Here is an 18,140-nt window from a genome sequence, read left to right as displayed (position 1 = left end):
TGACTATGGTCGGTCCATGGCGACAGCGGTTTTCGTAGGCCTCGCGACTCTCGATATCGCCTACGCGGTGGACCGATACCCCGCCGAGGACAGCAAAACCCAGGCCCACGATCAATTCCTGGGCGCGGGCGGCCCGGCGGCGAATGCCGCGATCGCCTACGCGCACCTGTCCGGTCGCACGCCCGCGCTGATCACCGCGCTCGGCGAACATCAACTGGCACAGGTGATCCACCGCGATCTGGACGAGTACGGGGTGGCGGCGGTCGATGTGACGCCGGGCGGCACGCATCGGCCGCCCGTCTCGTCGATCGTGGTGGCGACCCGGGCGGGCACCCGGACGATCGTGTCGCTGGACGGTTCGGCGATCGCGGCCTCGTTCGCGCCGGGCCTGCTCGGGCCGATCAACGATGCGCGGATCCTGCTCATCGACGGCCACTACCCGGAGCTGGCCGTCGGCTTCGCCGCCGCGGCACGCGAACGCGGAATCACCGTGGCGCTGGATGCCGGACGCTGGCGCGACGCCCACGCCGATCTGCTGCCTCTGACCGATATCGCGATCTGCTCATCGGCCTTCGCGCCCCCGGATGTCGGCACCGGCCCGGACGTCCTGTTCGAGTACCTGCATGCCCGCGGTATCCAGTGCGCGGCAATCACTCAGGGCGGCAAGCCGATTCCGTACTCGATGCCCGGCGAGCGCGGCGAGATCGCCGTCGCCGACGGTCCGGTCGTCGACACGCTCGGCGCGGGCGATATCCTGCACGGCGCCTTCTGCCACTATTATGGTGCGGGACAACCATTCCCGGTCGCAGTGCGAAGCGCGGCCGAGGTCGCCACCCGCTCCTGCCGTCATCTCGGCACCCGGGAATGGATGCGGCACTACGATCGGCCGCCCACGACGTAGCCGCGGCGCCCGTGCGCCCGCAGCACCAGATCTGCGCGGTCGCGGGTCGCGCTCACCAATTCCACATTCATCAGATCGCTCTGCGCGAGTTTGGCTTCGGCGAATTCGCGGCTCTTGCCGCCCCGGATATGGCGGCGCAGCAGGCGGCGGCGGAGATCTTCCACGGGCGCGTCCAGGTACCAGCTCTCGTCCAGATATTCGCGCACCGCCGACCAACCGGCCGTTCCGTAATCGTCGAGCAGCAGGTAGTTGCCCTCGGTGATCACGATGGTCTGGCGGTCGAACACCACCCCGCCGGGCACGGGTTCGTGCCGCCGTCGGTCATAGATCGGCCACGAGACCGGCTGTCCCGGCGGTGTTTCCCGCAGTTTCCGCAATCCGTCGAGGTAACCGCCGACATCGAAGGTGTCCGGCTCCCCCTTGCGCGCCAACGCACCCGCCACCCGTAGCTCGGCATTGGTCAGATGAAATCCGTCCATCGGCGCCACCTCGGCGGCCGGCGCCTCGGCCTGCTGGTTGATGGTGTCTCGCAGCGCACCGGCCAGCGTCGATTTCCCGGCCCCCGGCGGCCCGGCGATGCCCACCACGTACCGCTCACGGCGATCGGCCGCCCGGCCCCGCACCCGGGCCGCCAGCTTCTCCAGTGAGACCTCGGCGTCATCGCGGACCACGAACCGACCCTACCGGCGAACCCCGGCCGCGAGCACGCGGCTCGCGGCAGCATCAAGGGCGCCTCGCGGCGATCAGGGAAGACGCCCGCGACAGTCATGGGAGTAGGGCGAAAATGCTTGCCGGGGCGCCCGATCCGCCCCGATAGATCGGCCCACCGGCGAGCACCCACGCCCCGACCGGTGGCAGGGCCGCGAGATTGGCCAGGCATTCGAGGCCGATCCGGTGCTCGCGGTACAGTAGCCTGGAGACGCGGTAGCCGTCGTCGATACCGAGATCGGGTCCGAACGTATCGATACCCAGCGCACCGCGGCGACCGAGGCGTCCGGTTTCCAGCAGCCATTGCAGCGTCTCGGGCGCGAATCCGGGCTGGTGGCCCTCCGATTCCCCGATGCCGCGGAAATCCGGCGTGCCCCACAGGGCATCCCAGCCTGTCCAGGCGATGACGGCGGCGTCGGCCGGGATGCGCCCGTGCCACTGTTCCCACGCGTGCAGATCGGCGACGGTGATCGCGTAATCCCGGTCGACCGAACATTTCTCGCGGACATCGATCTTCACGGCCGGCAGGAACAGATCCTCGGGATCGAGTTCGTCGGCGGCCGGTCCGCCGGGGTCGAAGTGTCTCGGCGCACCCCAGTGGGTCCCGGTGTGCTCGCCCTGCTGGATGTAGCGCAGGTAGTAGCCGTCCCGCTCGATGGTGGCCACCGTCTCCAGGGTGAAGGCCGGATCGCCCGGATACAGCGGCGTGGTCGCCGGATCGTGCACATGCGACAGATTCACGATCCGGGTGAACGGCGCACTCATCGCCCACCCCTCGGGATCGCGCGGGTCAGTGCCCGCAGATCCGCCTCCAACAGCCGAAACAGCCAGTAGCTCAGCACGAATGCCAGAATGCCACCCACGCTGAGCATCCGCACCGGCCCGAGTACCAGCATCAGTTGGTCGGCGGGCACGAAGGTCGCACTCGCCACCGCCAGCAGCGGCACCGAGGCCGCCGCGGCCAGATAGAAATTGCTGCGCCGCGCCAACCGCCGCAGCTGCCGTCCGTCCTCGGGTCCGACCGGACCGGCCACCAGCAGCTGTGGGTACACCGACCGCACGACATACACCGTGACCAGGAAGAACGGGTAGGCCAGCGCAATGGCCGCGCACACCACCTGGGCGGTGTAGAACTGCACGAAATTGCGTGACGGCAGCGCGACCCCGCTGCGCATCAGCGCCATCGGCCACGCCATCCCGGCCACCAGCCACATCGCGAACGGCACCCACACCAGCCGATCCCCGATCGAGAGCGTCTGGGCCCGCGCCCGCGGTAGTTCCGCGAGCGGATAGCGGCGACCGCGGGCCAGCCGCAGCGCCGCGGTGAGCGGGCGGCGGCACAGCAGCAGCATCAGCACGCCCGCGAGCGGAAAGGTGATCGCATTGTTGACCAGCGCGATCGTCTGGAAGCGCCCCTGGTCGGCCGTGGACAGGTGGTCGACGATGAGGATCTGGTTGAGCCGGATGTTGTAGACGCTGGCCGCCAGATTCGGCACGCCGACGCACAGCGCGGCGATCGGCAGCAGCCAGCCGCGGGCGCGGTAGCGCAGGCTGGTCGGCGGTGGATCCACCAGATCCCGGGCCCGCGGATCCAGGCACAGGTCCAGCTGCGCGGCCAGTTCGAAGCCGGAACGCCAGCGTCGCTCCGGCTCCGGGTGCAGGCATCCCAGCAGCACGCGCCGCAAGGTGGCGGGCGTATCCGGCGGCAGCGTCCCCAGCGCCCGCGCATCGACACCGGCGCCGTGCTCGCGCAGCAGTGTCACGACCGGTTCGGGATCGTCGGGGGCGGGGTCATCGAACGGCCTTGTGGCGGTAAGCATTTCCCACAGCAGCACGCCCAGGGCGAAGATGTCCGCCCGAGCGTCCGGCAGGGGCGCGGTCGGATCGATCAACCCGGCCAGCTGCTCCGGGGCGCGGTAGGGCAGCGCATCGGGATCGACGACGGCCCGGCTCGTCACCGGCTCGCACCCGAAGTCGGCCAATTTCGGAACGCCCTCGGCGGTGAACAGCACATTGGACGGTTTGACCGCACCGTGCGAAATCCCTTGGTGGTCCGCGTAATCCAATGCCGACGCCAGCCGCCGCCCTATCCAGGCGACCGTCTCGGGCCAGGACAGCGCGGCGATCTCGGCCCGCACGCTGGAGTCGGCGGGCCGGATCTCGCCCTTGGCCTCCATGGCGGTGTCCACCGATCGCAGGAGCAGCCTACCGCCGTCCGTGCCGGTCGAACGCAGCAGCCGCAGCAGGTCGGCGCCGGTGCCGCCGGGCAGATACTGCATGTACTGCAGCCGCAGCGGCGCACCGGCGGCCTGCAACACGCGCTGGTCGAAGACCCGCACGATGTACTGGTGATCGAGCTGGGCGACCGTGTGCAGATCGTGGTCGGCGCCCGCCTCCACTCGTACCGCCACCAGTCGCTGCATCGACCGTTGCCGTGCCAGAAAGACTTTCGCGTGCGCCGTGCCGCCGAGTGCGGTGAGCAGATCGAAGTCGTCGAGTCCGGCGCCGATCTCGATCTGCGGCGGCAGCGTCGGCCGCACGGCGGCACCGGCACCCGGGTGCACCGCGTCGCCGAAGCGGCGCCGCAGCTGCGGTGCCTGGTCCGGGTACTCCGCGCAGAACTCGGCGAGCCCGGTTCCGTCGAAGCGGCGCCGCAGCAGGTATTCCTCGCACACCAGCTCCCCGAACACCGCGGTACCGAGGAGTTCGGGAAATTCCCTGCCGTACTCCGACATTCGCCTGCCGAGCCCGCGACGGCGCCAGCGGCGGCGCTGATCGACGCGGACCAGATCGGCCAGCACCGCCAGGCGCACCGCGCTGCCGTCGGGGACGTAGCGGGCCAGCGGGGGCGGCTCGAGCCGGGCCTCGCGCAGGCTGGATTCCCAGTCGGCGGCGAATCGGGCGACCGCCGCCACCGGCGGCGCATTCACGTCCGGACCCTTTTCCTCGGCGCGGCATCCGAATGACGCTGGGCGCCCACGGGATCGATCACCCGCTCCAGGGCGCGCAGATCGGCCTCGAGCGCCCGGAACAGCACATAGGCGACGACGAAGGCGATGATGCCGCCCACGCACAGCACCCGGACCTGCACGATCACCCGCGGAATATCGTCCGGCGGCAGGAATGTCACACCCGCGACGGCCAACAGCGGCACCGACGCGGCCACCGCCAGATATCTGGTGCAGCGGCGGTCCAAACGGCGCAAGTGGGCCGCGTCACCGGCGGTGATCTCCCCGTGCCGCAGAAACGTCGGGAACACGCAGCGGACCATGTAGAAGGTCACGAGGAAGAACGGATAGGCCACCGCCATCGCCCCGCACACCAGCAGCGAGGTCAAAAAGTGCAGCACCACGCGGACGGTGACCTCACCGGTCGCCAGTTGCATCGTGATCGGAAAGACGACCGCCGCCAACCCCCACAGCGAAAAGGCCACCAGGACAGCCCGATCCCCCAGCAGCAGCGCATCCGATCTCGCCCGCGCCAGCACCTGCGGCGGGTAGTCGCGGCCTTTGCGCAAGCCGCGGGGCACGACGAGTAGCGATCGCGACAGGTACACCATCACCGCGATCCCGACCGGGAAGAACACCGCGTTCACCACACCGGTCACGACCATGAAGGTCTGCTGCGCCGGGATGCTCAGCCGCTCGATGATCAGCGATCGGTTGTGCTGGATATTGAACAGTGACGCAACCACATTCGGGACTCCGATGGCCAGCAGCACGACCGGCACCAACCAGGCCCGCAGCCGCAACCGCCAGCTCGTCGGGGACGGATCCACCAGATCCCGGGCCCGCTCGTCCAGGCACAGCTCCAGCTGTTGAGCCAGTTCGCAGCCGTCGGCCCAGCGCTTGTCGCGTTCGGGCGCCAGACAGGTCAGCAGCACCCGGCACAGCGCCGCCGGGGTATCGGACGGCACCCGTTCCAGTGCGGCGGGGTCCACTCCCCGCCACCGCCGCTCCAACATCTCCTTCAGCGTCGTGGCATCGCGGTGCTCGCTGGCGGTGTTGTCGTCGAACGGCTTTGCGCCGGTGAGCAGTTCCCAGAGCACGACGCCGAGCGAATAGATGTCGGACCGGGTGTCGAGATCGTCGGGCGAGCGGTGGTAGCCCGGATGACAGGCCTCGAGCTGCTCGGGCGACATGTACGACAGCGAGCCGCCGAAATAGGACACCGGACTGGTCCCGGCGACGTTGCGGCTGAAGCTGATATTGAAATCGGCCAGTTTCGGCACCGCCTCGGCAGTGAGCAGCACATTGGCCGGTTTGACGTCGCGATGCAGCACCCCCTGCGCATCCGCGTAGGCCAGCGCCTCGGCCAGCCGCCGCCCCAGCCATGCCACGGTTTCCGGCCAGGACAGCGCCGCGATCTCGGCCCGCACACTGGAATCGGTCGGCCGGATCTCCCCCTTCTCCTCCATGGCCGCATCGACCGCGTCCAGCAGCAGCTGGCCGCTGCGCTGCGCCACCGGTGTGGCCCGCACCCAGCGCAGCACGCTCAGCAGCGTGCCGCCGGGCAGAAATTGCATGTACAGCAGGCGAAGCCGCCGGGCGCCCAGGTCGATGCCCGCATCGAGGATCGGATCGTCGAGCAGCCGCTGATCGAAGACCCGCACGATGTAGTCGTGGTCGAGCTGGGCCAGGGTCTGCGGTTCCGTGCCGCGGTCGGCCGAGATCTTCACCGCCACCAGCCGCTGCAGGGAGCGCTGGCGCGCCAGGAACACCCGCGCGAAGGCGCCGCTGCCCAATCCGGTCAGCAGATCGAAGTCATCGATGCGCTGCCCGATTCGGATGCGGTCCAAGCCGTCGGACTCGGCGTCGTCCGCGAGCCCGGCCGTGGTGCGGGTCGCCTCGCCCGCCCACGTGGCCGTGGCGGTCGGCGCAAACGTGGCCGTGGCCTCCGGATTCGCGCGCCGGGTGCTCTGGTCCTCGTCGTCGGCATTGAGCATTTCGCGCAGCTGCGCCGCCTGTGCCGGGTATTCCCGCAGGCACTCGCGCGGGTCGACACGTTCGCCGCTGTGGCGGCGGATGACGAACTCCTCGTAAACCAGACCGGCCGGAATTCTTTCGGCCGTCAACTCCGGGAATTCCGAACAGTATTCGTGCAACCTTTTGGGCCCCGCGCCCGCACTGCCCACGGCGCGCAGCCACCGGTGCCGCAGGTCGATGCGGATCAGCTCGATCAGCGCGTGCAGCCGCAGCGTGTCGGCGTCGGGGAGATAGTCGGCGATCTCAGGGGGTCGGGCAGCGGACTCCCACGCGGCGGCGAATGCGGCCACGGTGCCGAATTCGATTCCGGCCGCGGGGCGCCCGAAACCGCTGCCGGTGTCGGAACCATCGCTCATGTCGCACCTAACGAACCCGGGCCGGGGCTCGGGTCACCGTATAGAATCCGCCACACCCCGAGTCCATCATTCCCGAGCACTGTCGGAAATGATAATTTGCGCGTCGATACCGAAACACCCATTTCGAACACGACGCGACGGGGGCACGAGTATGCACAACGAGGGCACCGCGCTAGCGGACGCGACTTCGACCGCCGCCGCCGGCGCCACTCAGGAGGTAGCGGTGGGCGCTGAGGATGCGGTGGACACGCCGGCCCTGACCACCGCCACCGCCATCGCGGCGGCGGTGCGCGACGGCACGGCCCGGCCCGACGAGGTGGTCGAGGCCGCGCTCGAACGCATCCGCACCGGTAATCCGAAAGTCAATGCTTTCAGTCTGATCCGCGCCGACGCCGCCCGCGCGGAGAGCCGGGCCGTGGCCGAACGTCCCGATCTCGAGGCCCTCCCGCTGGCCGGCGTGCCGATCGCGGTGAAGAGCAATGTCGATGTGGCCGGTGAGGTGACCCGCGCGGGCTCGCGCGCCGGCGACGACCGCCCCGCCGAATCCGACCATCCGGTGGTGCGACGCCTGCGCGCGGCCGGTGCGGTGATCGTCGGCGTCACCGAGATGCCGGAGTTCGGATTGTGGGGCGCCACCGATACTCCGGAGCGAATTACCCGCTCCCCCTGGAATATTCGCTACAGCGCGGGCGGATCCTCCGGCGGTTCGGGGGCCGCCGTCGGCGCCGGGCTGGTGCCGGTGGCGCACGGCAACGACGGTCTGGGCTCGGTCCGGATCCCGGCCGCCTGCTGCGGGGTCTTCGGCATCAAACCCGGCCGCGGGGTCGTGCCCGCGGAGGTCGGCGTGGACTCCTGGGGCGGAATGACCGAGAACGGCGTGCTGGCGACGACGGTCGGCGATGCGGCACTGATGCTGTCGGTCATGGCCGACCGCCCGGCGCTGGCCGAACTGGAACCGCCGACCCAGCTGCGCATCGGTCTGGCCATCGCCTCCCCCTCACCGCTGCTGCGGGTGGACCGCCAGTGGGCGGGCGCGGCCCGTGCCGCCGCGCGGCTCGCCGAGCAGGCCGGGCATACCGTGGCACCCGCCGCGCTGCCCTATACGGGCGGTACCACCGCGGTGGCGCTGCGCTGGGTGGCCAATGCCGCCCGCGAGGCGACAGTGGTCCCGCATCCCGAGCGACTACAAAAGCGCACCCGCACACATGTGGCCCTCGGCCGTGCGGTGTTGCGCTCCGGACTGGTCCGCCCCGGGCAGGTCGACCGCATCGAGGCCCGACTGCTGGACTTCTTCGAACAACACGACGTCGTGATCACCCCGACCCTGGCCGGTCCCCCGCCGCTCGCAAAGGCCTGGCACACCCGCAGCTGGCTATCGAATGCGCTGGTCAACGTGCGATATGCACCGTTCACGCCATTGTGGAATCTGGTCGGCTGGCCCGCGGTGAGTGTGCCGATGGGTCTGCACCCGCGCACCGGCACCCCGCTGGCCGCGCAGCTGGCGGGCCCACCCGGAAGCGAGTCCACCCTGCTGCGGCTGGCCGCCCAGCTCGAGAGCGCCCAGCCGTGGCGGCGGACGTCGCCTTAGACCTGCACCTTCTCCGGGAGGCCGAAGCCACCGGCCATCACGCGGTTGGCGAAATCGAGAATCGTCGGACGATCGTCGTCGGCACGCCAGGCGACGGCCAGCTCGCACGGGGCCAGGCCGGTCACCGCGCGTGCGGTCAGACCGGGCCAGCGATACATCGGCACATTGCTCTCGGCGAGCAGGCAGACGCCGAGGCCGAGGCTGACCGCCTCGAGCCGCTCCTCGGCCGTCGCGGCCTCGCCGCCGATCTTGGGCTGCCGACCGCCGCGGCCGTCGTTGCCGAGCCAGAAGTCGCGCGCCGCACCCGCTTCCGACGGCATCGCGATGAACGGCTCGTCGATCAGGTCGGCGAAGTCGATGGTGTCGCGCTCGGCCAGCGGGTGGTTCTCCGGGAGCAGCACCCAGCGCGGTTCGGCGCGCAGCACCTGCCAGCGGTAACGCCCGACATCGGGCACGGGTAGCCACATCAGTGCCAGATCGGCCTGCCGTCCGGCCAGTCCGCTGGACGGGTCGGTCCAGGACGCCGAATGCAATGCCAGCCGATGCCCGCTGGCGCTTTCCAGATCGGCGATCAGGCCGCGGCCGATCGAACTCTGGATGCCGACGCGCAGCACCTCGCCCGCCTCCTGCAGGGCGATATTGGTGACCTCCCACAGTTCCAGAATCTTGCGGGCGCCCTCGAGCAGTTCCTTGCCCGCGACCGTGAGCGCGACGCTGCGCTGATTCCGATCGAACAGCACCACGTCGAGCTGACGTTCGAGCTGGCGGATCTGCCGGGACAGCGTGGGTTGAGCGATGTGCAGCCGCTGAGCGGCGTTGGTGAAGTGCAGTTCCTCAGCGACGGCGACGAAGTACCGCAAGTCGCGCAAATGCGGGTCCATAGCCCCTTGCTATCAGAATCGGTCTTGGAAATCCAGCCGTATCAGACCTCGGAGTTTGAATAGAGGCACCGAAACAGCCATCAGGTTTGTTAATGACAGCATATGGCCTCACCGAATCGGCCGCACACCCGGCTCCGCGAATCCCTGGCCAACCTCGGGCCCACCAGGCAGATGCGGTCATAAGATCATCTGATCAGCAGTAACGCGGACCACCGCCGCCCCCTGCGGCGTGAACGAAGCCCCCTCGAACACGACACGACCGCGTCAGCAACAACCCCCCGAAACGGACACGCCAGCAAGCGTACCCAAACAGTGAAATTCGTCACATCATCGGCGCGTCGGATATGGACACGCCGGTCGAGTTGGCATCCCCCACAGCGCTTTTCACGCGGGGGGAACTACTCCCCGCTGTACACCTTGGGGTTCAGCGTTCCGATGTAGGGCAGGTCGCGATACCGCTCGCCGTAGTCGAGGCCGTAGCCGACGACGAACTCGTTGGGAATGTCGAAACCGACGTGCGCGACCTCGACGTGGGTGCGTAGCGCATCGGGCTTGCGCAGCAGCGTCACCACCTCGAGCGAGGCGGGATTACGGCTGGACAGGTTGCGCTTGAGCCACGAGAGCGTGAGGCCGGAGTCGATGATGTCCTCGACGATCAGCACGTTGCGCCCGGCGATGTCCTTGTCCAGATCCTTGAGAATGCGCACGACACCCGATGAGGAGGTGGACGAGCCGTAGGACGAGACGGCCATGAATTCCATCTGCGTCGGGATCGGCAGCGCCTGAGCCAGATCGGTCATGAAGAAGATCGCGCCCTTGAGCACGCCCACCAGCAGCAGATCGCCTTCCGGCGCATCGGCGGGGTAGCGCTTGACGATCAGTTCGGCCAGCTCGTCGACCTTCGCCTTGATCTGTTCCTCGGTGATCAGCACCGACGCGATGTCGTCCCCGTACACGTGCGCTGGTTTCCCTTCGGTGAGGTTCTTCTCCGATCACGGCGCCCCGAGTCCGATCACCGGATCATTATCAGGCCAACGCCAGCGTCAGCCTGCCATGTTCGCGCGCGGCAACCAACCTGATCCCGGGCTTTCCGCCGCCGACCGCGACGCCGCCCTGCCCGTGCCAATTCGTGACCAGCGCATCCACCGCTCGTAAATGCTTGTCCGTCAATCCTTTTGCGCCGCCCGCCAGCAGCCAGGCGCGCAGCGCCCGCAGGCGCAGGGCCTCCGGCGCAGTGGCGAGCGTCTCGACCGACAGCGCGGTGCCATCACTCGAGTCGGACAGCAACTTTTGGGCAAGCTCATCCAGGACGGCGTTGTCGGCGCGCAGCTGCTCGGCCGTGCGCGCCAGCGCGGGCGCCACCCCGCCGCCGAGTACCTGCTCCAGCAGCGGCAGCACCTCGGTGCGCAATCGCACGCGGGTGAATTCCGGCGCGCTGTTGTGCGGATCCTCGTGCGGCCGCAGGCCGAGATCGGCGCACAGCTGCCGGGTCACCTCGCGCCGCACCCCCAGCAGGGGGCGTCCCCACGGGTCGGCGAATTCGGCCATGCCCCGAATCGAGCGCGCGCCGGAGCCGCGGGCCAGGCCCAGCAGGACCGTTTCGGCCTGATCGTCGAGGGTGTGCCCGAGCAGCACCGGCAGTCCGTCGCGGGCGTCCGCCAGGGCGGCGTAGCGGGCCCGCCGGGCCGCCGCCTCGAGTCCACCCTCGCCGGTCACCTCGACGGTCAGCACCCGCGCCGAGCGGCAGCCCAGCCCGCGAGCGGCGTCGGCGGCTTCGGCCGCCACGGCCGCCGAACCCGCCTGCAGACCGTGATCGACGATCAGGGCGTCGACGACCTCGGCCTCCGCGACCGCGGCTGCCGTCAGCGCCAGCGAATCCGCGCCACCGGAGACCGCGACCGCGACCACACCGGTGGGCGCGTGACGGCTCAGCCAATCCCGCAGCGCGCGGCGCAGTTCCAGGGCCGCGGGCGTCTCGGGCAATTGCCGCGACAGGTCCCGCGCAGGCGTCATGGTCAGCCCAGCACCCGGGCGATCCAGCGCTGCGGGTCGCCGATCTCGTCGGTGCGCGGCAGCGTTTCCGCATCCGACCACACGGTATTGAACCGGTCCATGCCGACCGTGCCGACCACCTCGTCCACGAACGCCTTGCCGCGCACGTACTGGGCCACCTTGGCGTCCACCCCGAGCAGGGCGCGCAGCAGCCGCTGCAAGGGATTCACCGGACGGTGGCGGCGCTGATCGAAGGCCTGCCGGATCTGCACCACCGAAGGGATCACCGCCGGACCGACGGCATCCATGACGTGATCGGCGTGGCCCTCGAGCAGAGTGCCCAGCATCAGCAGCCGGTCCAGCGCCTCGCGCTGGGGCGGCGGCTGCGAGGCGCGCAGCAGGCCCAGCACGCCGCGGTTGGCCGGATCGTCGGTGTCCTCGGCCCGGCCGCGGCGGCGCTCGCGCAACTCCTCGAGCAACCGCTGCAGCATTTCGTTGATCGACTCCTCGCCGACGTCGCCGAGCACCTCCACGTTGTGGCGCATGTAGTCGCCCAGCCAGGGCGCCGAGGAGAACTGCACGCGGTGGGTCACCTCGTGCAGGCACACCCAGAACCGGAAATCGCTGGGCGAGACGCCCAGTGCCCGCTCCACCGCGACGATATTGGGTGCGACCAGCAGCAGCGTGCCGTCGGGCCCGCTGAACGGGTCGTACTGGCCCAGGATCGCGGTGGACAGGAAGGCCAGCATCGCCCCGGCCTGCACCCCCGCCGGTTTACCGGCGAATCGGCCCCGCTCGCCCTCGGGTTCCCCCGTGAGCTGCGACATCGAGTCGGCCGCGGCCCGAATCCAGCCGGGCCGGTCCACGATTCGCGCCGCGGGCACCGCGCCGTCGTCGGCGAGCATGCTGACCTCGCGGACCGGGGCCTCCGCCCGCGCCGAGGCCTCCTCCAGCTCGGCGACCACCTGTTGGGCCGAGTAGCGCGTGGTGCGCGGGCCCGCGGGAACCAGTGCGGTGCCGGTGCGGGCGGCCAGATTCCAGTCCACCGCACCGGCCAGCGCCGATCGTTTGGGTTTGCGGACCAGCTGACCGGTGGCGACGTCGACCACCACCTGTTCGGGTCGTTCGGCTCGGTCTCGAGCCACCTCGTCACCGGGTCCGGTCATAGTCATCCACCCGTCATGAGCATCCACAGTTGCGCAGCGTGGCAGCGATCGCATCCAACGCCGGACGGCTCGCCTCCGGTGGGCGATCGTTCGACATCAGCGCGAAGGTCAGTACGCGACCATCGCTGTCCAGCACATACCCTGCCAACGCGCTCGATACCGACAGAGTTCCGGTTTTCGCCCGCACCCAGCCCGCGCCCGTGTGATCGCGCGCGGTGACGAACCGCCCGGCCAGCGAGCCGGTACCGCCCGCGACCGGCAGATAGTCCAGCAGCGGGGCCAGCGGTGAGCCGAGGTCTGTCGATCCACCGGTGTTGACCGCCGACGTGCTCGTGCGGCCGGTCCGGTCCGGTGCCGGGCCGGGCTGCGGCGCGGCCGCCACGGCGAGGACACGATCGAGCAGGCGCGCCGGAATGCGGTCGTCGGTGGACAATCCGCTGTTGTCGAGCAAGGTCAGGCCGGTGGTGTCGAAACCGGCGGCGTCGAGCGCGGTCTTGGTCGCCGCGGCCGCCCCGGCGAAGCTCTGCTCGGCGCCGGTCGCCGCGGCGATCTCCCGGCCGATCGTCTCGGCGAGTACGTCATCGGAGTGAACCATCATGTCCCGCAGCCGGTCCCGCAGCGGCGCCGACTGCACATGCGCGATCTCGGCGGCCCCCGCGGGTGCCTTGCCCGCGCGCACCTTGGCCGGGTCCAGGCCCAACTCCGTCGCCAGGCGCCGCCCGGCGTCCAAGGCCGGGGTAGGGGTGCGGGGGGAGTATTCGACCAGCGGATCCAACCGGCCACCGTCGATCATCACCGATTCGATCGGAGCCCAGGAGCCGCCGGCGATATCGATCGGATCCCAGCCCGCGGGCCAGGGCGGGCCCGGATACAGGGAGGTGTCCACCAGCACGGTGTCGACGGCGCGGCCGGACGCGCGGATCTGCGCCACCAGATCCGACAGCCGCGGGCCGTTCGGGTAGTAACCCTTCCCGTCGGCCTGCGCGGTCAGCGTGGGATCCCCGCCGCCGACGAGCACCACCTCGTTCGGATTCGCCCCCGCGACCACCCGCGTGGTGACGCGCTGATCCGGCGGCAGCACCAGCAGCGCGGCGGCGGCCGTCAGGACCTTCGCGGTGGAGGCCGGGATGACCGGCTTGTCCGCGGCCGTGCTCCACAGCACGGTCCCGGTGTCGGCGTCGGTCACCGAGCCGGAGAAGGCGCCCAGATCCGGGTTGGCGACCACCGGTGCCAGCTGGGCGGCCAACCGCTGCGGATCGGGTTCCGGCGCATTCGGCGGGGCCGGACGCACCTGGGGAAAGGGTTTCACCGGTGCGGGCGGCGCGGCGATCGTCAAGCCGCCGTGCCGGAATTCCTCGGTCCACGGCCGCACCGTGACCAGGACCACCGCCGCGGCGACCAGCACCACGACCAGTGCGGCACTCACCCCGATCCACATGTGGCGGCGCCGACGCACGGCCAGTCCACCGTCATTCCTACTGCTTCGACCAAGCACCTGACCGTTGTCTCCCTGATCACCCGTCCTGCCGCACCCACGCGCCCGCCGACCACACTATCCTCACCTCGCCGGCGTTCCCCCGAACGAGCTGGCGAGTCGGCAGCCCCGCACAACGAAGGAGATGACGTGGAGTTCGACGTCACCATCGAGATCCCCAAGGGTCAGCGCAACAAATACGAGGTCGACCACGAAACCGGCCGCGTGCGCCTGGACCGCTACCTCTACACCCCGATGGTCTACCCCGCCGACTACGGCTACATCGAGAACAGCCTCGGCTCCGACGGCGACCCGCTGGACTGCCTGGTCCTGCTGCCGGAGTCGGTGTTCCCCGGCGTGATCGTCGAGGCCCGGCCGGTGGGCGTTCTGCTGATGAGCGACGAGGCCGGCGGCGACGAGAAGATCGTGGCGGTGCCGGCCGGCGACAAGCGCTGGAACCACATCCAGGACGTCGCCGACATTCCGGAATTCGACCGCAAGGCCATCGAGCACTTCTTCGAGCACTACAAGGACCTGGAGCCGGGCAAGTGGGTCAAGGTCGAGGGCTGGGACGGCAAGGCCAAGGCCGAATCCCTGGTCGTGGAGGCCTTCGAGCGGCTGAAGGAGCAGGGCGGCCACTGAGCGCCCCGCGGGCGAACGCTCGGTGGGAGATCCGGATTGCGAATCTCTCACCGAGCGCTCGGGTCGGTCGACTCTGGCCGCCACCGCCGACCCCCCGAGCGACGATGGCCGCGCGGTCGGCCATCTCGGTTCCGGCCGCCCGAATGTTCCTGCACACGGCCGAATTCCGCGACTTCACGCTAGTGCGGGACGGTCGCAGTCCGCACCTCGGATCGCTGTCCCTGTCCGAAATGCGCGAATCACTCTCCGCGGAAAACCGGCGGCCGCTTCTCGAATACCGCCGCCATCGCCTCGCCGAGATCCTCCGACGGCAGGAATGCCGCATTCCACGCCGACACGTACCGCAAACCGTCGGCGATCCGCCCGGCCTTGGGCTGATCCAGCACATCCTTGACGCCCTGCACCACCAGCGGCGGATTGGCGGCGATCTCGCTCGCCAGCGCGTGCGCGGCGTCCAGCACCGCCTGCTGATCCGGATACACGTCGTTGACCAGGCCGATCTTCTCCGCCCGGGCGGCGTCGATGTCCTTGCCGGTATAGGCGAGTTCGCGCAGATGCCCCTCGCCGATGATGCCGGGCAGCCGGTGCAGCGATCCGATATCGGCCACGATCGCCACCTTCGCCTCGCGCAGGCTGAAGCGCGCATCGGCGCCGGCCAGGCGGATGTCGGCGGCGGCGATCAGATCCAGCCCGCCGCCGACGCACCAGCCGGAGACCGCGGCGATCACGGGCTTGCGGCAGTCGGCCACCGCCGTCACCGACGACTGCATGCGGCGGATCTCGTCCAGGAAGGCCGTGCGCGGGGCGGCCAGCGCCTTCTCGGCCAGCAGCGGGCCGAACATCGGGCTCATCGCCGGCAGGTCCAGCCCGTAGGAGAAGTGCGAGCCCGAGCCGGTGAGCACGATCGCGCGCACCTCGGGATCGGCGTCGAGCTCACCGAAGATCAGCGGCAGCTCGCGCCAGAAGTCCGGTCCCATGGCATTGCCGCGGCCGGGACCGGTCAGCGTCACCCGGGCGACATGATCGCTGCTCTCGACTGTAAAGGCCTTCCATTCGGTCATTCGCCCAGCGTAGCGACCCTGTCAGGGCCCCCTGCGGCCGCGTAAAACTTGTGCTAAATGTGCTGTGCGGCAGTGGTTCCCGGGCCGATACAAGACGGATCATGTAATGCGCCAGCCACACCGCCGCCACCGGTTCCGGAGGCCACCATGTTGATGCACCAGGGCCTCGGCCTGGATCGTTTCAATGCACTCCCCCGCAGCCGCGCCGTACACGCCCTGTACGAATGCTGCTGCAATGTGACGTGGGCGGAGAAGATCGCCGACGGCCGTCCCTATCCGGATCGCGAGGCCTTGTTCGCCGCCGCCGATGTCGAACTGCTGGCCCTGTCCCGGGCCGATCTGCAACGCGCCTTGGATTCGGTTGTGCATGAGCAGCTTTCGGCACGCTCGGTGCAGGAGTTGGCCCGGATCACCAGGAAACACCTGGACCGAATGCTCGGTCCGGTCGAAGGCTATCCCGAATACTGATTCGCCCAGCCGTAACCGGCACTCGCCTCTAGGCTGGTGCCATGCGCAGGTCGTTGCCTCCCGTCGCATCCCGGGTGTCGGACACGCTGATCGCGCGCGGCCATCACGGCGTGATCGTCACCCAACCCGAGCCGACGCACACCGCCGAACAGGCCGCGCAGGCGCTCGGTGTGGAGGTGGGGGCGATCACCAAATCGCTGGTGTTCCTGCTCGACGACGATCCTGTGCTGCTGCTGGTATCCGGCGCCCACCAGGTCGACCTGGAACGCACCGGCGCGCGCCTGCAGGGCAGGCTGACCCGCGCACCGGCCACTCTGGTCCGGGAGGTGACGGGGCAGCCGATCGGCGGCGTCGCCCCCGTCGGGCACCCCGCCAACCTGCCCACCTACGTGGACAACGCGCTGTCGCGACATCGGGAGCTGTGGGCCGCCGCCGGACATCCCAATACGGTGTTTCGCACGTCGTACACCGAGTTGCTGCGCATTACCGCGGGGCTGGCGATCGATGTGGATTGACCGGTGTTCGGAATACCATCGCCGTCGCCGACGTAGGTTAGGGCTGTGAGCGAGCTTGCGAGTGAACGATCAGTACAGCGCGCATCGCGCACGGCGGCCCCGAGCGCCAGCGAGGTGACGTCGTGAGCGAGCTTGCGAGTGAACCATCAGTACAGCGCGCGTCGCGCACGGCGGCCCCGAGCGCCAGCGAGGTGACGTCGTGAGCAAGCGACTACGCGTGCCCGAGGACCTCAACGGCATCACCGCCGGGCAGTACCGATCCGCCATGCGCCACTATCCATCCGGAGTGACGATCGTCACGCTGAATTCCGGCAGCGGTCCGGTGGGTTTCACCGCGACCTCGTTCGCCTCGCTGTCGTTGGAACCGCCGCTGATCTCGTTCAACATCGCCCACACCTCCTCCAGCATCGAGGCCATGCTCGCCGCCGACTCGGTGGTGGTGCACTTCCTGGGCGACCATCAACAACATCTCGCCCAACGCTTTTCCCGTGCCGCCGAGGAGCGTTTCGCCGACGAATCGCTGTGGACGACGCTCGACACCGGCGAACCGGTGCTGCACGGCACGCCGATCTGGGTGCGGGCCATGGTGCAGCAGCTCATCCCGATCGGCGATCACACCCTGGTGGTGGGCCTGGTCACGCACGTGTACGACAACACCGACGAGCAGCCGATCGCCGCCCCGCTGCTCTACTACAACGGCGGCTACCACCGCGCCACCGAACTCGACTAACTGGCCGACGCGGCCGTTCCGATCCCCAGTGCCGCAAGCACTCCCGCGCTGATCTGCTCCAGCCGATCCCGCACCGACTGCCGCCGCAGCAGTCCCGCCAACCGCGACGCGGCCATGGCCAGCAACACCATTTCCACGGCGGCGACCGTTGCTTCGATGGCACCGAGGGCGAGGGTGTTGGCGAAGGTCACCTCGGTCAGGAACTGCGGCAGCACGGCCAGATAGAACAGGCCCACCTTCGGATTGAGCAGGCACGACAGCAGGCCCGCGGTGAACGCGGATCGAACCGACACCGATTGGCGCAGCGCCGCAGCATCTTCCGGCGTACCCGCCCGCGCGGCCCGCGCCCGCGCCCGCCGCTGCTCGACGATCGTCCGAATCCCCAAGTACACCAGGTAGATCCCGCCGATCACCTTCACCACGCGATAGGCCGTCGCCGACTGCTCCAATAGCGCCGCCACCCCGGCCGCAACCACCGCCGCCCACACGATGCCCCCCACCGCCGACCCGATAGCCGCCGCCACCGCCGGCCGCCGCCCCACAATCGAATACCGCAGCACCAGAAACGAATCGGGCCCCGGCGTAATCGACAACAACACGCACAGCCCAACAAAACCGACCAGCAGGGACCAGCTCACCCCACCCATAACAGCCGACCCCACCCCCCAAATCA

The 18,140-nt window shown here is 69.4% G+C and carries 17 protein-coding genes; 6 read left to right on the top strand and 11 right to left on the bottom strand.

Features of this window, described 5'->3' with window-relative positions:
- Positions 1-16: 16 nt before the first annotated feature.
- Complete coding sequence (locus IU452_RS36360) at positions 17-901, top strand: PfkB family carbohydrate kinase (RefSeq protein ID WP_195113799.1); 885 nt, start codon at positions 17-19, stop codon at positions 899-901.
- On the opposite strand, the gene IU452_RS36355 is transcribed toward IU452_RS36360, so the two are convergent.
- From IU452_RS36355 to IU452_RS36340, 4 genes are all read right to left on the bottom strand, one after another.
- Entirely contained in the window at positions 877-1,572 is a 696-nt protein-coding gene (locus IU452_RS36355; protein WP_195113798.1) for a nucleoside/nucleotide kinase family protein, read from the bottom strand. The two genes, IU452_RS36360 and IU452_RS36355, sit on opposite strands and share 25 nt — an antisense overlap.
- 94 nt (positions 1,573-1,666) lie before the next feature.
- Positions 1,667-2,374, bottom strand: coding sequence for a cyclase family protein (locus IU452_RS36350; protein WP_195113797.1), 708 nt, complete (start codon positions 2,372-2,374; stop codon positions 1,667-1,669).
- Positions 2,371-4,539, bottom strand: coding sequence for a protein kinase domain-containing protein (locus IU452_RS36345; RefSeq protein WP_195113796.1), 2,169 nt, complete (start codon positions 4,537-4,539; stop codon positions 2,371-2,373). The genes IU452_RS36350 and IU452_RS36345 overlap by 4 nt, the downstream gene beginning before the upstream one ends.
- Positions 4,536-6,950, bottom strand: coding sequence for a serine/threonine-protein kinase (locus IU452_RS36340; protein ID WP_195113795.1), 2,415 nt, complete (start codon positions 6,948-6,950; stop codon positions 4,536-4,538). The genes IU452_RS36345 and IU452_RS36340 overlap by 4 nt, the downstream gene beginning before the upstream one ends.
- Before the next feature lie 223 nt (positions 6,951-7,173).
- Between IU452_RS36340 and IU452_RS36335 the strand changes: the two genes are divergently transcribed.
- Positions 7,174-8,538 (top strand): amidase, encoded by a 1,365-nt coding sequence (locus IU452_RS36335; protein WP_324193021.1) that lies wholly within the window; start codon positions 7,174-7,176, stop codon positions 8,536-8,538.
- Here the strand turns inward: IU452_RS36335 and IU452_RS36330 are convergent.
- The 5 genes from IU452_RS36330 to IU452_RS36310 all read right to left on the bottom strand — a co-directional run bounded on the left by IU452_RS36330 (position 8,535) and on the right by IU452_RS36310 (position 14,015).
- Entirely contained in the window at positions 8,535-9,419 is an 885-nt protein-coding gene (locus IU452_RS36330; protein WP_195113793.1) for a LysR family transcriptional regulator, read from the bottom strand. The two genes, IU452_RS36335 and IU452_RS36330, sit on opposite strands and share 4 nt — an antisense overlap.
- A 398-nt stretch (positions 9,420-9,817) precedes the next feature.
- Entirely contained in the window at positions 9,818-10,375 is a 558-nt protein-coding gene (hpt, locus tag IU452_RS36325; RefSeq protein ID WP_195113792.1) for a hypoxanthine phosphoribosyltransferase, read from the bottom strand.
- A gap of 70 nt (positions 10,376-10,445) precedes the next feature.
- Complete coding sequence (gene tilS / locus IU452_RS36320) at positions 10,446-11,432, bottom strand: tRNA lysidine(34) synthetase TilS (RefSeq protein WP_195113791.1); 987 nt, start codon at positions 11,430-11,432, stop codon at positions 10,446-10,448.
- 2 nt (positions 11,433-11,434) lie between these two features.
- Entirely contained in the window at positions 11,435-12,577 is a 1,143-nt protein-coding gene (locus IU452_RS36315) for a zinc-dependent metalloprotease (protein WP_195113790.1), read from the bottom strand.
- A 13-nt stretch (positions 12,578-12,590) separates the two neighbouring features.
- Positions 12,591-14,015, bottom strand: a complete 1,425-nt coding sequence (locus tag IU452_RS36310) for a D-alanyl-D-alanine carboxypeptidase/D-alanyl-D-alanine-endopeptidase (protein ID WP_195113829.1) — start codon at positions 14,013-14,015, stop codon at positions 12,591-12,593.
- Between the two features lie 186 nt (positions 14,016-14,201).
- On the opposite strand from IU452_RS36310, the gene ppa reads away from it, so the two are divergent.
- Positions 14,202-14,693: an inorganic diphosphatase gene (ppa, locus tag IU452_RS36305; protein WP_195113789.1), complete on the top strand. Its 492-nt coding sequence runs from the start codon at positions 14,202-14,204 to the stop codon at positions 14,691-14,693.
- A gap of 239 nt (positions 14,694-14,932) precedes the next feature.
- Here the strand turns inward: ppa and IU452_RS36300 are convergent, their stop codons facing one another.
- Positions 14,933-15,754, bottom strand: a complete 822-nt coding sequence (locus IU452_RS36300; protein ID WP_195113788.1) for a crotonase/enoyl-CoA hydratase family protein — start codon at positions 15,752-15,754, stop codon at positions 14,933-14,935.
- Positions 15,755-15,901: 147 nt separating this feature from the next.
- Between IU452_RS36300 and IU452_RS36295 the strand changes: the two genes are divergently transcribed.
- The 3 genes from IU452_RS36295 to IU452_RS36285 all read left to right on the top strand — a co-directional run bounded on the left by IU452_RS36295 (position 15,902) and on the right by IU452_RS36285 (position 17,467).
- The gene (locus IU452_RS36295) at positions 15,902-16,222 is read left to right on the top strand and encodes a 2-oxo-4-hydroxy-4-carboxy-5-ureidoimidazoline decarboxylase (RefSeq protein WP_195113787.1); all 321 of its coding nucleotides are present in this window, start codon (positions 15,902-15,904) and stop codon (positions 16,220-16,222) included.
- A gap of 41 nt (positions 16,223-16,263) precedes the next feature.
- A complete protein-coding gene (locus tag IU452_RS36290) occupies positions 16,264-16,737 on the top strand; it encodes a YbaK/EbsC family protein (protein WP_195113786.1) in 474 nt (157 codons plus the stop codon).
- Between the two features lie 265 nt (positions 16,738-17,002).
- Positions 17,003-17,467 (top strand): flavin reductase family protein, encoded by a 465-nt coding sequence (locus IU452_RS36285; RefSeq protein ID WP_195113828.1) that lies wholly within the window; start codon positions 17,003-17,005, stop codon positions 17,465-17,467.
- Here IU452_RS36285 and IU452_RS36280 read toward each other — a convergent pair.
- Positions 17,464-18,114 (bottom strand): LysE family translocator, encoded by a 651-nt coding sequence (locus tag IU452_RS36280; protein WP_228819357.1) that lies wholly within the window; start codon positions 18,112-18,114, stop codon positions 17,464-17,466. The genes IU452_RS36285 and IU452_RS36280 overlap by 4 nt on opposite strands.
- Positions 18,115-18,140 lie beyond the last annotated feature (26 nt).

This window comes from Nocardia transvalensis, from assembly GCF_015477765.1.
Lineage (GTDB): Bacteria > Actinomycetota > Actinomycetes > Mycobacteriales > Mycobacteriaceae > Nocardia > Nocardia transvalensis_A.
Note: the sequence above shows the minus strand (reverse complement) of the source record. Positions and strands in the feature narration are given on the sequence as shown.